13 protein-coding genes and 2 pseudogenes are annotated in these 18,246 nt (G+C 69.4%); 9 read left to right on the top strand and 6 right to left on the bottom strand.

The annotated features are described in order from the left end of the window. Positions 1 to 31 precede the first annotated feature (31 nt). Positions 32 to 508: an ATP-binding protein gene (locus ACYVHU_RS25015; protein WP_498949644.1), complete on the bottom strand. Its 477-nt coding sequence runs from the start codon at positions 506 to 508 to the stop codon at positions 32 to 34. A 309-nt stretch (positions 509 to 817) separates the two neighbouring features. Between ACYVHU_RS25015 and ACYVHU_RS25010 the strand changes: the two genes are divergently transcribed. The 5 genes from ACYVHU_RS25010 to ACYVHU_RS24990 all read left to right on the top strand — a co-directional run bounded on the left by ACYVHU_RS25010 (position 818) and on the right by ACYVHU_RS24990 (position 4,772). Continuing rightward, positions 818 to 1,630 (top strand): helix-turn-helix domain-containing protein, encoded by an 813-nt coding sequence (locus ACYVHU_RS25010; protein WP_498949642.1) that lies wholly within the window; start codon positions 818 to 820, stop codon positions 1,628 to 1,630. Further along, positions 1,627 to 1,821 (top strand): DUF397 domain-containing protein, encoded by a 195-nt coding sequence (locus ACYVHU_RS25005; protein WP_498949641.1) that lies wholly within the window; start codon positions 1,627 to 1,629, stop codon positions 1,819 to 1,821. Before ACYVHU_RS25010 ends, ACYVHU_RS25005 begins: the two co-directional genes overlap by 4 nt. Positions 1,822 to 2,149: 328 nt before the next feature. After that, a complete protein-coding gene (locus tag ACYVHU_RS25000; RefSeq protein WP_498949639.1) occupies positions 2,150 to 2,602 on the top strand; it encodes a carboxymuconolactone decarboxylase family protein in 453 nt (150 codons plus the stop codon). A gap of 143 nt (positions 2,603 to 2,745) precedes the next feature. Beyond that, positions 2,746 to 3,669, top strand: coding sequence for a sigma-70 family RNA polymerase sigma factor family protein (locus ACYVHU_RS24995; RefSeq protein ID WP_498949637.1), 924 nt, complete (start codon positions 2,746 to 2,748; stop codon positions 3,667 to 3,669). A gap of 281 nt (positions 3,670 to 3,950) precedes the next feature. Next, entirely contained in the window at positions 3,951 to 4,772 is an 822-nt protein-coding gene (locus ACYVHU_RS24990; RefSeq protein ID WP_498949636.1) for a nucleotidyltransferase family protein, read from the top strand. Positions 4,773 to 4,804: 32 nt separating this feature from the next. Here ACYVHU_RS24990 and ACYVHU_RS24985 read toward each other — a convergent pair whose 3' ends face one another. From ACYVHU_RS24985 to ACYVHU_RS24975, 3 genes and pseudogenes are all read right to left on the bottom strand, one after another. Beyond that, positions 4,805 to 5,653: a helix-turn-helix domain-containing protein gene (locus ACYVHU_RS24985; protein ID WP_498949635.1), complete on the bottom strand. Its 849-nt coding sequence runs from the start codon at positions 5,651 to 5,653 to the stop codon at positions 4,805 to 4,807. Beyond that, positions 5,650 to 6,175 (bottom strand): annotated as a pseudogene (locus ACYVHU_RS24980) (DUF6879 family protein). Before ACYVHU_RS24980 ends, ACYVHU_RS24985 begins: the two are co-directional and overlap by 4 nt. A gap of 4 nt (positions 6,176 to 6,179) precedes the next feature. Further along, the gene (locus ACYVHU_RS24975) at positions 6,180 to 6,380 is read right to left on the bottom strand and encodes a hypothetical protein (protein WP_498949634.1); all 201 of its coding nucleotides are present in this window, start codon (positions 6,378 to 6,380) and stop codon (positions 6,180 to 6,182) included. 349 nt (positions 6,381 to 6,729) lie between these two features. Here ACYVHU_RS24975 and ACYVHU_RS24970 point away from each other — a divergent pair, with 349 nt between their 5' ends. From ACYVHU_RS24970 to ACYVHU_RS24955, 4 genes and pseudogenes are all read left to right on the top strand, one after another. Beyond that, complete coding sequence (locus tag ACYVHU_RS24970; protein WP_498949633.1) at positions 6,730 to 7,812, top strand: methyltransferase domain-containing protein; 1,083 nt, start codon at positions 6,730 to 6,732, stop codon at positions 7,810 to 7,812. Between the two features lie 202 nt (positions 7,813 to 8,014). Next, positions 8,015 to 8,499, top strand: a pseudogene (locus ACYVHU_RS24965) (HIT family protein). 430 nt (positions 8,500 to 8,929) lie between these two features. Further along, a complete protein-coding gene (locus ACYVHU_RS24960; RefSeq protein ID WP_498949632.1) occupies positions 8,930 to 9,529 on the top strand; it encodes a TetR/AcrR family transcriptional regulator in 600 nt (199 codons plus the stop codon). 53 nt (positions 9,530 to 9,582) lie between these two features. Continuing rightward, positions 9,583 to 10,770, top strand: a complete 1,188-nt coding sequence (locus ACYVHU_RS24955; protein ID WP_498949631.1) for an MFS transporter — start codon at positions 9,583 to 9,585, stop codon at positions 10,768 to 10,770. Between the two features lie 241 nt (positions 10,771 to 11,011). Here the strand turns inward: ACYVHU_RS24955 and ACYVHU_RS24950 are convergent, their stop codons facing one another. Beyond that, positions 11,012 to 15,103, bottom strand: a complete 4,092-nt coding sequence (locus ACYVHU_RS24950; protein ID WP_498949630.1) for an Eco57I restriction-modification methylase domain-containing protein — start codon at positions 15,101 to 15,103, stop codon at positions 11,012 to 11,014. Beyond that, complete coding sequence (drmD, locus tag ACYVHU_RS24945; RefSeq protein ID WP_498949628.1) at positions 15,100 to 18,246, bottom strand: DISARM system SNF2-like helicase DrmD; 3,147 nt, start codon at positions 18,244 to 18,246, stop codon at positions 15,100 to 15,102. Before drmD ends, ACYVHU_RS24950 begins: the two co-directional genes overlap by 4 nt.

Here is an 18,246-nt window from a genome sequence, read left to right as displayed (position 1 = left end):
GGGCCCGGCCGTTCGGGGCCGCCCGGCCGGTTCAGCAGCCGCGACGCTCCACGGCACCGCGCCGGGGGAGCGGGGCCGGTCGGGGCGGCGGGGCGGGCGGGGGAAGCCAGCGCAGGACGAAGAACACGCCGTCCTCCGCCGGGGCGAGCGTTCCCCAACGGGCGGCCAGCCGGTCCACCAGGAACATGCCCCGGCCGCGCTCCGAGTCGGGATCGGGCTCCAGCACGCGGGGGAGGTCGCAGGGCCGGCGCGGGCGCAGCGTGCGGACTTCGGTGCGCGTGCCCCGGGCGTCCACCTGTACCCGGACCCGGAAGGTCCCGTCCGGACCGCCGCTGAGAGTGTGCAGCACGGCGTTGGCGCACAGCTCCGAGGTGATCAGCTCGGCGCGCTCCACCATCTCCTCGGACACGTCGGCCTCGGGGGCGATACGCAGCGCGCCGCCGACAAAGCGCCGCGCCAGGGCGACGCCCTCAGGCCGGCCGGGGAAGGCCGAGAAACACACGCTCACCGGACCACCGCCGAAACGCCCGGCGCGACGAGGGGCCGCGTCGGGGGCACGTGTGACCGGCGCCGGCGACAAAGGGCGGCGCGCGGCTCCCGGAGGATCCACCTGTGGGCGAGGACAGCCTCGTGCATCGGATTCCCACCTGTTCATGCCAGTCAAGACCGTTTTCTCTCCAAAGAGACCAGGAGACGGGCTCCAGGTTTCTCTAGCGTCGAGGACGTTCTCGAAGCGTCGCTACACGTTGAACTCAACTGTCGATTTTCGTTCTCCAAAGCCCAGTGCTGTTGAGCACGCTGGGTTTAATGTTGAACTATGGGCGACTCCGTCAAACCGCACTGGTCTCGTTTTGGCCGAGAACTGAGGCGTCTCCGCATGAAAAGCGGGCTGACGCAACAGCAGTTGGGGAAATCGATCGCTGTGTCCTACGCCATGGTCAGTGCAATAGAACGTGGAGTCCGTGGTGCAAGGCGTGAACATGTGGAACAAATCGACCGCCTTCTCTCAACAGAAGGCGCTCTTCTGCGGATGTGGGAGACCCTGGGACATGGAGGGGGAGGGTTTCCCGAATGGTTCCAGGGCACGGTCGAGCTGGAAGGGCGTGCTCGTGAGATCAAGACCTCCCAGCCGCTCCTCATCCACGGCCTGTTGCAGACGGAGAAGTACGCGCGGACGATCCTGCGCGACGGGCGGCCGATGGACACGGACGAGGAGATCGATGAACTCGTCGTAGGGCGGATGGAACGGCAGAACGTCCTGAAACGAGAGCGCCCTCCCTCGTTCCTGATGGTGCTGGACGAGGCCGCCATCCGCAGGCCGGTAGGGGGACGTGAGATTATGGCTGCGCAGCTCGCTCACCTGTTGGAAGCGATGGAAAAGCCGCAAATCGTGATACAGATCATCCCCCAGGCGACGGAGAACAATCCGGCCTTGAATGGCTCCTTCACGCTTCTGACCACAGAGGAGTCCGAAGTTCTGTATATGGAGACGCCCTTGTCCGGTACCGCCGTCGACTCCCCCGAGGTGATCGGACGCTACGAGAGGATCTTCGGTGACATCCGAGCGGTAGCCCTGCCTCCACAGGAGTCCCGAAAACTGATCGAGACGGTGAGAAGGGAGTTGTCATGAGAGAGAGCGAACTGACATGGCGTACAGCCAGCCACAGCAACGCCAGCGGCGGTGAATGTGTCGAGGTCGCCGAGTGTGGTGACGCGGTGCTGGTGCGGGACACGCGGCACCGGGAGCTGGGCCACCTGGGCTTCACGCCGGCGGAGTGGACGGCCTTCCTGGCCGAGCTGAAGGTCGGCAGCCTGCCGTAAGGGCCTGTTCTGTCACCACCCTGGACTCCTCGCCGGGGTTCGATGAGTCCGTCGGCGTGTGTCACCGCGGTCCGGCGCGAGAAGCCCGTCACCGCCCGGCCCGGTTCGAGTTCCGCCGTCCGGTGGCGTTCCTCCCGGCCACCGCTGGGAGTGCACCCCGCCCGAGGCGCCGTTCCTCTGGGATGCCGCGCCGGCCGTGGACGCGGAGCGACCCCGGGCGGGGCATGCGGGAGGGGTGGTGAGGCGCGTCACATCCATCCGTGTCACAGGGGGAAGCGCCATCCCGTCTCAAGGGGTGTATCCACTGACGAACACGGAGGAGCACACCATGGACGCGCGACTGGACTACTTCGCCGCCCCGGCCGCGGGCGCGCCCCTGAAGCACTTCATGTCGGCGGGCAGGGCGCTCACGGACATGCCGCTGCCGGCGGCGACCCGAGAACTGGTGGCGCTGCGCGTCAGCCAGATCAATGGCTGTGCCGTCTGCATCGACATGCACACCAAGGAGGCCGTCGCCGCCGGCGAATCCCCCGCGCGGTTGAACCTGGTCGCGGCCTGGCGGGAGGCCACGGTCTTCACCGAGGCCGAGCGCGCCGCGCTGGAGCTGGCCGAGGAGGGGACCCGGGTCGCGGACGCGGCCGGCGGGGTCAGTGACGGGGTGTGGGCCCGGGCCGCCCAGCACTACGACGAGGGACAGCTCACGGCCCTGGTGCTCCTGGTCTCCTTCATGAACGCGGTGAACCGGTTGAACGTCATCGCCCGGCGGCCGGCCGGCGGCTAGAAACCCAGGTGGTTCCACTGAACGGCGTCGCCGCCCGGTCCCGGCCCGGGCACGCGCCCCCGGGCCGCCCACAGCCCGGACGGGAGAGGGCGGCGGCGCCGACGAGTACGGCCGGGGAGCGCTTCGAAGGGAGAGAGGCCGCTGTGAGCAAGGTCGAGGAGTTCGAGGAGCTGCGGCCGCTGCTCTTCTCCATCGCCTACCGGATCCTGGGCAGCGTGAGCGAGGCCGAGGACGCGGTGCAGGAGACCTGGTTGCGCTTTGACGGCTCGACGGCCCGGCCCACGTCGACCAAGGCGTTCCTGTCGACCACGGTGACCCGCATCTCGATCGACGTGCTGCGTTGCGCGCGAGTACGGCGGGAGGAGTACGCCGGGCCGTGGTTCCCCGAGCCGTTGCTGAGTGACCCCTACCAGGATCCGGAGCGGTCCGTGGAACTGGCCGACTCGGTGTCGATGGCGACACTGCTCCTGCTGGAACGGCTCAGCCCACTGGAACGGGCGGTCTTCCTGCTGCGGGAGGTGTTCGCCTTCGGGTTCGACGAGATCGCCGCGGCGGTGGGGCGTTCGGAGGCGGCGTGCCGGCAGCTGCTGGTCCGGGCGCGGCGGCACATGCGGGCCGGGCGGCCACGGTTCACGGCGGACCGCCGCGAGAGCCAGGAGCTGGCGTCAAGGTTCTTCGACGCCCTGCGGGACGGCGACGTGGGCGGACTCCAGGAACTGCTGGCCGCCGACGTGCGGCTGACCGGGGACGGCGGCGGCAAGGCCCCGCAACTGGCCAGGGACGTCATGGGCGCGAGGAACGTGGCCAGGATGCTGGACATCTTCCTCGCCCGACTGGTCCGGGTCGGCGTGACGTTCGAGCCGCACGAGATCAACGGCCAGCCCGGCGCGATCTTCCACGACCGGGACGGCAGGGTCCTGTACACCTTGGTCTTGGAGGTGCTCGACGGGCGGGTCCAGACCATCCGCACGGTGATCAACCCCGACAAGCTCGCTCACCTCGGACCGGTCGCCGACGCCTGGGCCGTCGACCGCGAGGTGAGGCGGGTGCGCGGGCGGCCGATCTGACATCGGGGGACGGGCCGGGCGGGCCTCCACCGGCGGCCGGTCCGTCCCTTCGGCGAGGCTGGGGGATGCGCCACGGCCCTCACCCGCTCGGGTTCCGGTGCGCCGTCGATGGTCCGATCCGCGGGGGAAGAGAAGCGGGAAGGGGCTCTTCGGCGGCGCCTTCCCCGGGGCGGGAAAAAGGCGTGGCTTCGCGGGGCGGAACGTGTAGGGTCCGGAGCCGCGTCCCGACATCCGCGGGCAACGCGCCCGCGCCCCGAGCGACCTTCGAGGAGAACCCGACCGTGCCCTCCGCGTCACCCGCCCTGGACGTCCGTATCGACCGGCTGCGGGAGCTCGCCCACGCCGAACCCCTCCTGGAGGGGGTGCTGCTGTACGGCTCGTGGACCATGGGCGAGGCCGACGCGCACTCCGACATCGAGGCCTACCTCTACGTCGCCGACGATCGCGTCGACGACTTCGACGCCCGCGCCTTCCTGGAACGGCTGGCCCCGCTGGAGCTGGCCTACACCAACATGTACGGCATCCTCGCCGTGGTCTTCGAGGACCTGATGCGCGGCGAGTTCCACGTCGGCCCCGCGGGGGAGGGGATCGCCGAGGTCCCCACCTGGAAGGGGATGGTCCACCTTCCCCGGCCGGAGAAGGCCGTCCTGCTGGACCGGACCGGACGGCTGACCGAGGCCGCCCGGCGACTGGCCGACGAGATCCCCCCGGAACCGGTGGAGACCGCCCAGCGGCTCACCGACGAGCTGGCCAACTGGACCCTCATGCTCGCCCACGTCCTGCGACGCGGCGAGATCGCCCGGGCGCACGCCCTCCTGCACACCATCGTCGCGCCGCAGCAGCTCCAGCTCTGCCGTCTCCTGCGCGGCAGCACCGCCCACTGGCTGACGCCCAGCCGCGCCCTCGAACAGGACCTTCCCGCCGCCGACGCGCGGCGCTACGTCGCCACCACCGCCCCCGCCCGGGAGCCGGAGGTGCGCGCCGCGGCGCGTTCCAGCTGGCGCTGGAGCCGCGACCTGGCGGCGGAGGCGGCCGGTCGGTGGCCCCTCACCCTCCCCGAGGACCTGCACGAGCGGATCGCCGGCCTCCTCGACGGTTCCTGAGCCGGCGGGCGCGCCGGGAGGGGCGGCGGCCGTCACCCCTCCCGAGCAGAGACGAACCCCTGACGCGCCCGCGCCACGATCCGTAGCGCGGCCTCCCCGCGTAGGGCCACTCGCGACAGCTCGGCGAACGCCTTCCGGTAGGGGGCGATCGCGTCGTCGTCGGTCAGGCTCAACTCCGCCCCCGTGGTCTCGATCAGGACGAGGTCCTCGTCGAACATCCAGAATCCGTGGGCCGGGACGACGCTCACCCGCGCGGCGATCGGCAGGACGGAGACGCCGACGGCACCGCGTTGGATCACATCGGCGATGTGGTCCATCTGTTCGGCCATCACCGCCGGTGGCGCCAGAACGGTCCTCAGCGCGGGCTCCCAGACCAGGATGTCGAACACCCGCCCTGGTTCGTCGATGATCCGGCGCCGCTCCATCCGGACCCGGACTCCCGCTTCGAGGTCGTCGGGGCTGCGGTGGAAGTCGATGACGTGCCGGAGTACGTGCCGGGCGTAGTCGGGGGTCTGGAGCAGCCCTGGAACGCACGAGGTCTCGAAGATGCGGAAGCGCCGTGTCCGGTCCTCCAGGCTCTTGGACGCCGCCTGACGAGCCCGGGTGCCCCTGGCGAGCTGCCGCCGCCAGCTCGTGTAGTGCGTTTCCAGCGCTCTACGCTGGGCCGACAGCTCGGCCGCGGCCCCGGGCACCCCGCAGGCCATCGCCCATGCTTCGAGGTCCTGGGCGCTGGCCGTCTGTCGGCCGAGTTCCAGCCGGGAGACCTTGGAGGGAGGCCAGCCCAGTGCTTCGGCCAGTGCCCGCCCGGACAGCCGGGCCTCGACCCGTAGCTCGCGCAGGCGGGCGCCGAGGGAGGCCCTGGCCATCTGGTAGTCGGTCATCCCACCCTTGTCGCCATGTACTCCGTGTAGGTGAGGGCATGGTGCCACGCCGCGTCACGTGCGGCCAAGGCGGTGACGACGGCTCGGGGATCGTCGTCGAGGTGGACTCCGATGACGTCCGGTCCGTCGAATTCGAAGCGGGCCAGCAAGCGGCTGTCGAAAATCCAGAAATCCTCGTCGGGGAGTTCCGCCACCACGGGATGTTCTCGGGGGAGGTAACGGATGTCCTCCCCCACGCCGAGGTTATAAGGGGTCGCCCACAGTTCCCAACGCAGGTAATCGGAGGGGGATCGTCGATGATCCGCACCCGCTCCATCCGTTTCCCCTTGGCCATTCCTCCCGCATCATCCGTAGCCATGGTTCAAACCATCCGATCCCCGGGTCCTTGCCGGAAAGCCACTGCTGGTAAGGCTCGTCCTCGTCGACCTTGCCGTAGGCGGTCCGGGTCTCCAGCCGCCATGCCGTGTAGCGGTAATCGCGGAACAGGGCGTCAAAGGCGTCATCGTCCAGGGGGATGCCCATGGTGCTACTCCTTCGGGGCGAAGCGGGTCATCAGTTCCCGAGGAACCACGACGAACGTCTCGTTGGGGAGAACGTCCTCCAACTGGGCCAGAGCCTCGGGATCGGTGAGCCGGTAGCCCTGGACGATGATGTCACCTCGCTCCGTTTCATACAACGTGGGGCATTTTCCGGCGTTGGACGTGGTTCCCAATTTGTGTAGTTTCATCTCTCTCCTCGACTCTCGGGGCCTCCAGTATTCCGTCGCCTCTGTCGCTCGGCCAGAGCCGTGTCGAGGGCCCGCGAGCAATTCCGCGCAATCCCTCTCCGACGCCGCCGCCTCCGTTTCTACGCTCCCTCTTAAACCCGGGTATTCCGTATACGGAGAGGATCGAGATGGCGATGTGCGGGGTCTGTAGGGGCGAGGGAGGCTCGTGAGTGGCGGCCGACGGAGACGCTACCTGGGCGAACAATCGGGTCTGGGTCCCCTGCAGTGCCTGTGATGGGATCGGTGAGAAGTGACCTCCGAGCGGGATTCCACCCCCCGCCCGCTGGGAGACGCTCCCCTGATCCGGCGGATGCGTTCGTCGGGTGTTCCGGAGGAGATCCTCCGGGCCTTCGCCCGCGTCCGCCGGGAGGAGTTCCTCCCCGATCGGGTGTGGGATGAGAGAGGGGGAGAGGTGGTGCGCTCCGACAGCGGCGAGGAGTGGTCCCGGCTCGTCCACTCCGACGCTGCGGTGGTCGTCCAGCGCGACGACGGCGTAGCAGGCGGGCGCGGCGTCGTGACGTCCTCGTCCTCCGCTCCGTCGGTCATGGCCGCCATGCTCCAGGCCGCGGACGTCCGGAGGGGAACCCACGTGCTGGAGATCGGGACGGCCACCGGTTACAACGCCGCACTCCTGGGGGAACTGACCGGAGCTCCAGAGACGGTGACGACCGTCGAGATCGACGCGGCTCTCGCGGAGCGGGCGCGTTCGGTTCTACGCGACATCGGACACCACCCCCGCGTGGTCGTCGGAGACGGGGCGTTGGGTCACCCCGCCACCGCGCCCTTCGACAGGGTGCTCGCGACCTGCGCGGTGGCCCGGGTCCCCGCTCCCTGGATCGACCAGACCCGTGAGGGCGGGCTGATCGTGTGCCCCTGGGCCCCTTCCTCGGCTCTGCCCGGTGGGTTGCTGGCCCGGCTCACCGTCCGGGATGGTACTGCCGAAGGGCCTTTCGTCCGCTTGGTGTCCTTCATGTGGCTGAGCGGGCAGCGGGAGGAACCCGGTGTTCCCCACGATCTGGGGGCATCCCCCGACCGGGTGTGTGCGGTCGACCGTGATCCACGCAGCCTCCTCCTCGACGGAACGCGGGCACTGCCCCTCGCCCTCATGGTTCCGGCCTGGCGGTTCGGCGTCCGGATGGGGACGCAAGGGGAACCACAAGGGGAACCACTGGTGTGGCTGTCCGCGCTGGACGGAGCCTCATGGGCCAGGCTGTATCCGGACCGAGTCGAACAGGGCGGGCCGCGCCTCCTGTGGGACGAGATCGAGGCCGCCCACCGTCGGTGGCGGGCACTGGGCGGCCCACCGGCCACCGCGTTCGGGCTCACCATCGCCGGTGGGACACACCGCGTCTGGCTCGGCGATCCGTCCGGGCCTTCCTGGTCCCTGCCATGACACCCGGCTTCCCAGGTCCGATCTCTCACGTGGATCGAGGAGGAAGGGAGGGATGCTGAGCAGACCGGTTCCGGTGCCGTCTCGTGGGGCGCCCGAACAACGTGGGCGGTAACAGTCCGAAAGAACGAGGAGACCGTACTCCGCGACGGCGCGGTCCGGCGCCGCGCGGAGCGGTCGAGGAGGGCGACGGTGCGGAGTGAGAATGACTGAGAAGACCGAGGGAGCCGACTGCGTGTTCTGTCGGATCGTTTCGGGGATGCTCCGTGCCATCCGATCTGGGAGGACGGACGTCACCTGGCCTTCCTGTCGATCTTCCCCAACACCGAGGGATTCTCGGTCGTGGTGACCAAGGAACATCTGTCCAGCTATGTCGTTGACCTGGGCGACGACTCCTACCTGGCTCTGCACCTGGCCGCGCGTGAGGCCGCCCGCCGGCTGGACGCGGCCTTCCCCGATGTGGCCCGCACCGGGATCATCTACGAGGGGTACGGGGTCGACCACGCCCACGCGAAGCTGTTTCCGATGCATGGGACATCGGGTAACTCGGGCGCGGACTGGCGCGCGGTCGAATCCGACGTCGACCTGTACTTCGAGCGGTACCAGGGATACCTCTCGTCGCATGACCACGGTCGCGCCGATGACGATGAGCTCACCCGTCTCGCCCGGCGGATCAGGACATCGCTGTAAGAGCCCGCATGTGTGAACGCGAAAGCCGTGGCGTGCGGACGGTTCCTGCGAGATAGCGGAGAACGCGGGGCCGGGCATCCCGGCCCCGCGCGAGGTGTGCTCGCTGTACCTAGTTGTCTCCGTCGCCGTTCATCTGTACCTCCGAGGACGTTGGATCTTCGGCGAGACCGGAGTGAGGATGCTCGTTTCTCCGGAACTCCGCCTTACCGGGAACCTTAACGATTTCTCCTCTTCGACGGCACGTCATTGCTCGGGATTGCTCGTTTCCCGCCGAGATCACGCGGAACCGGGGAGACGCGGGAGACGGCCATGAGAGGAAGGGGAGAAGGTCACTTCGGCATCGTCCCACCCGGTGGCCGGAAGACGCGAGCGGAAACGTCCGAGAAAAACCCCGGGACCTGTTTATCACAGCTGTGATAACGTCCGTGACATGATCGATGGAGGGGGCGGAGGTGACGCGGTCCGCCACCGTGTCCTGGAGGCGGTCCTTCGCCTCGTGGAGCGCGGCGGCGTCGCCGAGGCATCCCTGCGCAGGGTGGCCGAGGAGTCCGGTGTCAACATCGGTTCGGTACGGCACCGCTTCGGCAGTCATGAGGCGTTGCTGACGGCTGCGGCCGAGGAGGTCGGCGCGCGCATGGAGCGCCGGCTGGACGCCGCGCTGCTGGATCCGCCGGGCCCCTCCGACGTCGCCGGCCGCCGCGCGCTGCTGGAGCACGTGGTGGCCGCGCTGCTGCCCGAGGCGCCGGAGGAACGCGCCGAACTGGTGGCCCTGCACGAGTTCGTCGCCGCCGCGCGCATCCACCCCGCGTTTCGGCCCCTGGCCGTGCGGATGGGACGTGACATGCGCGCCCTCCTCCGCCGCGCGCTCGACCTCGCCGGCGTGGCCGACCTCGATGTCGAGACCGAACGCCTCGTCGCGCTCGTCAGCGGGCTGACCTTCGACCTCGTCCACCCGCACGGCGCCGGCGCGGACACCCCCGCGCCCCACGAGGTCCTGCGCCACCACGTGGCGGCGCTCATCCCGGGCTGACGCCCCCGACACCTTTCCGACGTCCGAGATTCCGAGATCCGGAGGGCAGTACCGTGCCGGCCTGGCTCGCCGCGCTCGCAACGGGAGCGCTCGTCTTCTACACCGACGACTACGTGATCGCCGGGGTCACCCCCGAGATCGCCGTGGACCTCGGTGTCAGCACGGCCCTGGCGGGGCAGCTCGTCACGGTCTTCTCGCTGACGGTCGCGGTGGCCGCCCCGATCGCCGCCGTCCTCACCGCGCGGCTGCGCCGCCGCACCGTGCTGACCGCCGCTGCGGCCGTGTTCACGGCCGCCAACGCGCTGGCGGCGCTCGCCCCCGGCTACGAGGTCCTGCTGGGATTGCGGGTGGTGGCGGCGCTGGCCGCCGCGGCGGCCACCCCGTCGCTGTTCAGCGCCGCCGCGCAGCTCGCCCCGCCCGACCGGATCGGCCGCCACGTCGCGGTCGTCTCCTTCGGGGTGACCGGGGCGATCGCCCTGGGCGTCCCGGTGGGCACCTGGGTGGGCGGCGCGTGGGGGTGGCGGGCCACGTTCGCGCTGATGGCGGTGGCCGGCGCGGGCGTCACGGTGGCGTTCGCGGCGCTGGTCCCGCGGCGGGCGGGGGCGCGCGAGGCGCTGCCCGTGCGGGCCCAGCTCGGCGTCCTGGCGCGGCCGGCCATCTCGGTGGGGCTGGTCGCCAACCTGGTGCTGATGCTGGGGTCGATGATGCTGCTGACCTACCTGGCCCCCTTCGCCGCCGGGATCACCGGGACCGGGACGACCGGCCGGGGCGTGCTCTTCGCGCTGTCGGGGATCGCCGGCATGGTCGGCATCTGGGCCGGCGGCCGCGCCACCGACAAGTGGGGTCCGGACCGCACCCTGCTCCTCGGCGTGGCCGCGTTCGTCGTCACCATGGCGGCCCTGGCGCTGCTGTGGCCGCTGCGGCCCATCCCCATGGCGGTGCTGGTCCCGTTGGCGGTGGTGTGGGGCGGCGCGGCGTTTTGGAACTCCCCGGCCGTCCAGGCGCGCCTGCACCTGCTCGCCGGCCCGGTCTCGCCCCAGGCCCTGGCCCTGAACACCTCGGGCACCTACCTCGGGGTCGCGGCGGGCGGGGCCGTGGGCGGTCTGGTGATCGACGCGGCCGGCCCGGGGCCGCTGCCCGTCGTCTCGGGTGTCTGCGGGCTGGTGGCGGTGGCGCTGTTCGCCTTCGCGGCGTCGAGGTCGGGTGCCGAAGGAGCACGCGCGAACGCCTCGCTTCCGTGACCGCGCAGGCCCGATTCCGCCGACATCGAACGACGTCCCCGGGCCGCTCCGACGGATCTTCGTGCCGGCCGCCATGGTCCTCCCCCGTGGAAGGCCCCACAGGGGAGGACGGACGTCTCCTTCCGTCCTCCCCACCTCGGCCCGCGGCGGCTTGCCGGTGGTGACCCCTGCCGGGAACCAGCAGGTTCACCTCGAACCGTCGTACACCACCGGAATCCCCGGCAGCCTTCTCCTCGGGCCGTCAGTCGAACAAGGCTTCGGGGGTGACGCGCTTGCCCTTCTTGTCGTGCAGCCCCTGCGCCACCTCTTCGGCGTAACGCTCATGGTTCAGTTCGAGAAGACTGTCCAGGACCTCACGCTGCGCGGCAGGACCGATCGTGTAACGGGTCTCCCGCCCCACCTTGTGGAAACCGTGGTCCAGCCCGCCGACGGCCTCGATGCGCTCCTCCCAACCGTAGGCGCGGATGGTGGCCTCGTCGATGGCACGGTGGATGTTCCGGAGCTCCTGGATGTCGCTGTCGGTGCACTCGGGATCGAACACCAGGTTGTAAGTCTTAGTGAGACCGGAGTCGCGGGAGAGCATCACATTACGCCGATAGGTGTCGAGCCGGTTCCCGAGCTCCCGCATCTCTTCAGTGAGCTCAGGGAGAGGGAAGGTCTCAAACACGTCTGAAGGCGTGTATCGAATTCGAGTCTCCAGAGTTGATCCTTGTTTAACCACCCACCAAAAATGTTGAGAACTTGACAGTAGTGCCAGCATGGCCGTGTCGTCAGTGGCGAATATCCCCAGTGCGTGAGAGAAAATTTGGCTGGTGGGAATTTTTGCCGGGATGACAGTTTTACTTACTAGGGTGATGGCGATTATTCTCTCCATCTTGGAGATGGTTGAGTACATCTCTGTTCGTCTGCGTTCAAAAACCCACCATTTGTCGCGCAGCTTTTGATCTTTGCTTTTTGAGCGTTCCGGCTTAACCCTCTCCTTCACTATTTGATAACATTCGGGATATTTGCTTATTTCCTCTTCGGGCCATTCTCTGAAATCTATTATCCACCTACTCGGAGATAGAGTGGGGCTGTTATTGAGGTCTTCTCCGTTTATGTATGGGCGTATGACGTTTTTATTTATTTCATTTAAAGTAACTAGTTTGCGGGCTTCTTGTGGGGAGAGGAGAAATCCTGCCCCTGTCACCTTAGTTGCGTTAAAGGAAATCTTTTGATTTCTGTGTAGCCTGTAGGTGGCTCCCTTGGAGCGTGGGGCTGGATCGAGGGTTGATGCGATTTCTCTGACGAGGATGTCATCGGCGAAGCGGTTGGCATTAGGTTGGATTTTCTGGCGACTGGTCCAGATGATGCAGTATTCTAGTGCAGCGCTCTTGGATGGCCAGGGTTTACTCTTAATGGATCTCCGGATTTCGGTTCCTTCTGCCAGTATTTGCTCTAGGCCAACCTCTCGGGTGTCTCCTTGCGGAAGAGTGTTTGTGGCAATTAAGCCTACTTGACCTTTCTTGTTTATTAGTGAATGTGCTTGGAGTGTGAAATATGCGGCCAGGTCGGCATTCCCTTTAGTGCCCTTCGCGATGGAGAAAACCAAAAATTCGCGGTAGCTGCCGCCAGTGGAACCGCTAATTTTCGATCCCCCTAGGAACGGCGGGTTCCCGATCACCGCGTCGAACCCGCCCTTTTCGAAGACCTCCGGGAACTTCAGCGGCCAGTGCAGCGGAGTCCGCCATGCGCCGTCGGGGCGGTCCGTGTTCAGCCATTCCCGGGCCTGCTCACGGACCTTCGCCTCGGAGGTGTCGAAGCGGCGGGCGTTATCGGCGGCGAGGATGGAGGCTTTGCGCAGGCCGGCCTCGCCGCGTTTCGCGTGGGCGAGAGCCGCGCCCACGCACAGGTCGGCGAAGAGGCGGGCGTGCCCGGTCGCGATCTCCACTCCGGCGAGCAGGGAGCGCTTGCGGTCCACGCCGGCGACCGTGGAGCCGTTGATCTCGACGAGCCTGCGCCGGTCGGCGGCGATGTTCTCGACGACCGAGCGCACGTTCTTCAGAAGCCGCGGGTCGAGCCGGTCGTGGATCTCCCGCCCCTTCTTCGGATCCATGTGCATGTACTCCAACTGCTCCAGCGAGGTGATGCCGAGCAGCGAGTCGCCGGCCGCGAGACGGTCGTCGAGGAAGGTGAAGGGGCGCCGGGGGTCCATGGACACCAGCCACAGGGACAGCTTCGCCATCTCCACGGCCATCGGGTTGATGTCGACCCCGTACAGGCAGTGTTCGATGACCTGGCGGCGGGCCTCGATGACGAGCGGGTCCTCGTCGGTGCCCGGACCACTCGTTCCGCTTCGCGCGTTCCCCGAGGTGGTGGCACCGACGCGTTCGTCGCCCTCCTCGGCCCAGGCCTCGACGAGGCGGTCGCCCAGGTAGCGGGCGGCGGCGACGAGGAACGCGGCGGAGCCCATCGCGATGTCGGCGACCTTGAGGTCGAGGATCTCCCTGCTGCTGCGGAGCCGCCACTCGGAGCGGTCGGCGGTCTGGAGCGGTCCGGGGGAGTAGACCAGGGGCTCCAGCGCGCCCTCCACGACCTGTTCGGCGAGGAACCGCGGCGTGTAGTGGGTGCCGGTGTTCTTGCGCAGCGAGGACTCGGTGACGTACAGCTCGCCCGGCAGGACGACCACGGGCAGGCCGCGCAGGTCGGAGCGGAGCAGACCGTGGAAGGGCATGAGCCGTTCCGACAACGGGTAGTCGCCCTCGACCACGGCGAGCAGCCGCTTGCGCGCCTCCTCCTTCTCGACGCCGGTCGGCGGGGTGAGGCGTTTCTCGACGGCCCGGGCCGACCCGATCCCGGAGTCCTTGTAGGTGTCGGCGATGGCCTTGGCCAGCTCGGGCAGGGTGGTGTGGCCGGCCGCCAGCTGCTCCAGGTCGCGGAGCCGGACCTCGGCCTCCCGGCCGGGCCTGCCGACGAGGCCGACGACGACGTCGTCGGCGCGGTAACCGTCGAAGGAGAGCAGACCCTCGTAGACGTAGCCGATCTGCTCGACGTCGAGGGCGCGGAAGGACAGCCTGCGCCGTTCCCGGGACCGGCCGGTGCCGATCTCGACGTACTGCACGGCGCGCAGCATGTGCAGCACCGTCCGGTCGTCGATGTGCAGGGGCATCCATGGGAAGACGCCGGAGTCGAACAGCGACCCGTCGTGCGCGGTCATGGTCAGCCGCGGGTGCCGCACACCCTGGTGGACGGCCCGGAACAGGGCGAGGAGCCGGTGCCAGCCGGTGTAGGTGTTCTCCAGCTCGTCCTCGCTGCCCTCCAGCGCCCGCTGCTCCAGCTCCGCGCAGAGCCGGCCCGCCGAGTAGGCGCGGACGTACAGGTCGTTGTCGGAGGGCAGCAGGCCGCGTTCCTCGGCGAACAGCAGGAAGACGACCCGCATCATGACCGTCACCGCGCCGCGGTACACGTCGTGCGCGGCGACCTGCTCCAGGCCCTGCTCGCCGTGTCCGCGCTGCCGGGTGCCGGCCCGGCCGATGGCCGTCACGAGGAGTTCCACGGCCTGGCGGACCTGCACGCCCAGGGCCTCGGTGATCTCCTCCTGGGAGTCCAGGCTCCTGCGCAGCAGGGCGACGAGGCGTTCCTCGTCGGGCACGCCGAAGAACCGGGTGCGTCCCAGCAGGGACACGAACGCGCGGACCACGTTGCGTTCGGCGGAGTCGGGCCAGGCCGCCGCGTCGAACACGGCGGTCGTGGTGACCCCGCCGCGCGGCGCCCACACCAGCGTCCACCAGCGGCCGTCGGTGGCCAGGCCGAGTTCGACACCGTGGTGCCGGCACAGTTGCGCCAGCCGGTCCGCCGGGGTGGCGGACCACGCCTCGCCCTTGACGCGGACGGTCGGCCGGGTCCCGGCCGGGCACACCAGGCCCAGCAGCCGGACCGAGTCGGGCTTGACCTCCTCGCCGGGCTCGGCCAGCACGAACGACGGGGCCACGCTCCTCGCGTGTTCGGGGACCTCCATGGCCAGCGCGTCGAGCGGGCCGTGGGAGTCCGCCTCCCCGGCCCCTTCGGGGGCGAAGTGGAGGGCGTCGCCCCAGCCCAGCAGCTCGTCGAGCACGTAATCGATCCACGCGCGTTGTCCCGCGGCGGTGTCGGCCTGCCAGGAGGCGTGCTTCTGGCGCAGCCGGGCGCGGGTGTCCCCGTCGACCGGGTCGAGGGTGGGCCAGGTGGAACGCAGGACCGGCAGCGACAGGAACGGCCCGCTCACCTCGACCAGGCCGAGCCAGTCGCGGTGCTGCTCGGCGCTGTCGGGGGCGGAGGGGCGGCGGGGCCGCCGGGAACGGGTGGGGGAACTCATCGGGTGGCCTCCCGGCTCGGAACGACGAACACGACTGCGACGGGGAAGAGGTGCGGCTCCTGCCGCCGGTACCGGGCCGCGATCGCCTCCAGCTCGCGTTCGCGTTCGGCCGCCAGCCCGGCCAGGCGCGCCTCCCAGTTGCGGCGGTCCCTGCGGTACTGCTCGCGCTCCTCCCGGGTCTTCTCCACTTCGAAGCGGCTGAACAGCGCGTCCTCCTCGTCCTTCTCGTCCTGGGCGAGCGCGGCGCGCAGCGTCGCCGAGAACTGGTCGATCACCGCGGTGATCCGGACGCGCTCCTCCTCCGCGCGCTGGGCGAGTTTGCGTTGCAGGGACTCCAGACGGGTCCGCGCCCGCCATCTGATGGCGGACTCCAGGCCGGTGGACACCTCCGGCCAGCGGTCGCAGATCCGCCGCCAGACCGGTTCGGAGACCGGCCTGCCCTCGGTGAGGGCGCGGTCGAGGATGCCGCCCAGCATGGTCAGGTTCTCCAGCCTGCGGAACCGCCCCTGGGCGGGGGCCCAGCCGCCCGCGTACAGGACCTCCTCGTGCAGCCGCATGCCGTCCGCGCCGACGAGCACGTAACGCGAGTAGGCGCCGACCAGCACATCCTCCAGCGCGGGGTCGTCGCTGACGACGGCGGTGACCCGGCGCAGCCCGATCCGGTCGTTGGACACGGCCGCGCGCAGCAGCCGGGTGGACATCGCGACCAGAGGGTGGTTGAGGTGGGCCAGGACCACGTCGTCGCGCCCCCGGGCCGTCTCGGGGTCGAAGGTGACCGGCAGCTGGCGGGGGGCCTGCCCGCGCGCGAGGTCGGCGCCCGACGGCACCCGCTCGGTCAGTCCGGCCGAGGCCCGCGCCCACGAGCCGGTGAGCGTGGGGACGTCGAACAGGTCCTCGGTGAGGTGCCGTTCGTCCACGTGCGGGCTGAGCGGCTGCTGGTTGGCCAGGTTCAGGGCGGTGTCCACGACCCGTCGCACCCGCTGCGGGGTCAGCCCCAGCTCCCGGACGGTCGCCTCCAGGTCGGCGCGCAGCCGGCGGACCTGGTCACCGACCTCGGTCTCGGCGGGCAGCCGTTCCGTCCCCGTTCCCGCGGCCTCCACCTCGATGCCGACGCTCTCCCCGAGCATCCGGCGCTGCACCGCCTCGGAGAGGACCGCGTTGACCTGTCCCAGGTCCTCCTCCATCCGGGCGACCTTGCCGGCGACCCGGGAGAGGAACTCCAGGTCGGCCTCGTAGGAGTCGACCGCCCCCTCCCAGCCGGTGCCGACGAAGTGGCGGATCTGGGGAGGGTCGGTCTGGCCGTAGCGGTCGATGCGGCCGATCCGCTGCTCCAGCTTGTTGGGGTTGAAGGGGATGTCGTAGTTGACCAGTCGGTGACAGTGCCGCTGGAGGTCGATGCCCTCGCCGGCGGCGTCGGTGGCCAGCAGGATGCGCACCGGATGCTCGCCGGGAGCCTTCTGGAAGGCCAGCCGGACCTGTTCGCGTTCGTCGGTGCTCATACCGCCGTGCAGTTCGGCGACGTGGACGCCGCCCAGTCCCTCCTGGCGCAGCAGCCCGGCCAGCCACGTCTGGGTGTCGCGGTACTCGGTGAACACCACGACGCGCTCATCCGTCCAGTGCCGGTCGGGCCGGCACACGGCCGTGAGATAGGTGATGAGCTCGCGCGCCTTCGCGTCGGGTTGCGCCTCGTGAGCCAGGGCCCAGTCCAGCATCCGCCGCAGCAGTGCGACCTCGTCGTCGTCGGCGTCGGGCTGGCGGGGCCGGGCCCGGCCCAGGGCGTCGTTCTCGGCCTCGGCCATCTGCTCGTCGTCGAGGGTGGCGATCTCGTCGAAGAAGTCGTCCATCCACTCGGGATCCTCGTCGTCGGTGAGGTGGGCCCCGGTCTCGGACCGTTTCTCCAGGGTCTCCAGGTAGACCTGGACGGTGTGGGCGAAGGCCGCGGGGCTGGAGAACAGGCGTTTCTTCAGCAGCAGCGTGACCAGGTCGGTGGCCTTGCGGCCCCGTCTGGTGGCGAGTTTGGCGCGGCGCAGCTCGGCGAACCGGGTGAGCAGGCCGTGCACCTCCCGCTCGCTGTCCGGATAGTCCACCGGGATCGCGTGGGCCTCACGTTCGGCGAAGCGCGGCGTTCCGTCCGCGCCGACGATGTGCCGTTTGAGGCGGCGGACGACCGTGTCCTTCACGGCCGTCCGGTCCGGCGCGACACCGCGCGCGAACCGCTGGTCGTCGAGGATCTCCAGCAGCGCGGTGAAGGAGGCCTGGTAGCCGTTGTGAGGGGTGGCGGAGAGGAAGAGCCGGTGGGTGAAGTGGGGGGCGAGCCTGCGGATCAGCTTGGTCTGCTGGGAGTCGACGGCGTAGACCTGCTTGGGGGCGGAGGGGGCGACGTGGTGCGCCTCGTCGAGGATGAGCAGGTCGAAGGCGCGCGGGTAACCGGGGCCGTCGGCGGGCAGCACCTCGTCGAGCAGGCGCTGGGCCTTCGCGCCGCGCAACCACGGCAGGCTGACGATGCTCAGCGGGTGCACGTTGAACGGGTTGGCGGCGCTGCCGTAGTCGCGGCGCACGCGCGCGCAGCACTCGGAGTCGATGATGGTGAAGTCGAGGCCGAACTTCTCGGCCATCTCGTCCTTCCACTTCAGGGTGAGGCCGGCCGGGCAGACGATCATGACGCGCTGGGCGCGGTGGCGCAGCAGCAGTTCCTGGGCGACCAGGCCGGCCTCGATCGTCTTGCCCAGGCCGACGTCGTCGGCCAGCAGCAGGTTCACGCGGGGGGCCGACACCGCGCGGGCCACGGGTTCGAGCTGGTAGTCCTCGACCGCGACGCCGGAACGGAAGGGGGCCTGAAGGGTCTTGACGTCGGCGGAGGTCACCGCGGACCAGCGCACGGCGTCGAGGAAGGCGGCGAGCCGTTCGGGCGGGTCGAATCCGGCCGCGCCGACCTCGGGCAGGGAACCGCTCGGCAACAGGCGGCGGCCCGGCTCGATCTCCCAGACCACGTCGAGGGTCTCCCCGAAACGGCCGTCCTCGACGCTCTGCAACGACACCACGGTGGTGCCGTCCGCCTCCTCGACTCCACTCACCACCCATTTCTGGCCGCGTACCGCCACCAGTGAGTTGGGCTGGACCTTCTCCTCGGCTGAGCTCGCCAT

Source organism: Marinactinospora endophytica, assembly GCF_054780875.1.
The sequence above is the reverse complement of the archived record's forward strand: the minus strand, read 5'-3'. Positions and strand labels throughout refer to the sequence as shown.

Bases quoted from the DNA above. Each gene is read 5' to 3' on its own strand.
- ACYVHU_RS24985 (WP_498949635.1), bottom strand. From the start codon at position 5,653: ATGACCGACTACCAGATGGCCAGGGCCTCCCTCGGCGCCCGCCTGCGC.
- ACYVHU_RS24960 (WP_498949632.1), top strand. From the start codon at position 8,930: ATGATCGATGGAGGGGGCGGAGGTGACGCGGTCCGCCACCGTGTCCTG.
- ACYVHU_RS25000 (WP_498949639.1), top strand. From the start codon at position 2,150: ATGGACGCGCGACTGGACTACTTCGCCGCCCCGGCCGCGGGCGCGCCC.
- ACYVHU_RS25010 (WP_498949642.1), top strand. From the start codon at position 818: ATGGGCGACTCCGTCAAACCGCACTGGTCTCGTTTTGGCCGAGAACTG.
- ACYVHU_RS25005 (WP_498949641.1), top strand. From the start codon at position 1,627: ATGAGAGAGAGCGAACTGACATGGCGTACAGCCAGCCACAGCAACGCC.
- ACYVHU_RS24950 (WP_498949630.1), bottom strand. From the start codon at position 15,103: ATGAGTTCCCCCACCCGTTCCCGGCGGCCCCGCCGCCCCTCCGCCCCC.
- ACYVHU_RS24975 (WP_498949634.1), bottom strand. From the start codon at position 6,380: ATGAAACTACACAAATTGGGAACCACGTCCAACGCCGGAAAATGCCCC.
- drmD (WP_498949628.1), bottom strand. From the start codon at position 18,246: ATGGCGAGCTCAGCCGAGGAGAAGGTCCAGCCCAACTCACTGGTGGCG.
- ACYVHU_RS24970 (WP_498949633.1), top strand. From the start codon at position 6,730: ATGCGTTCGTCGGGTGTTCCGGAGGAGATCCTCCGGGCCTTCGCCCGC.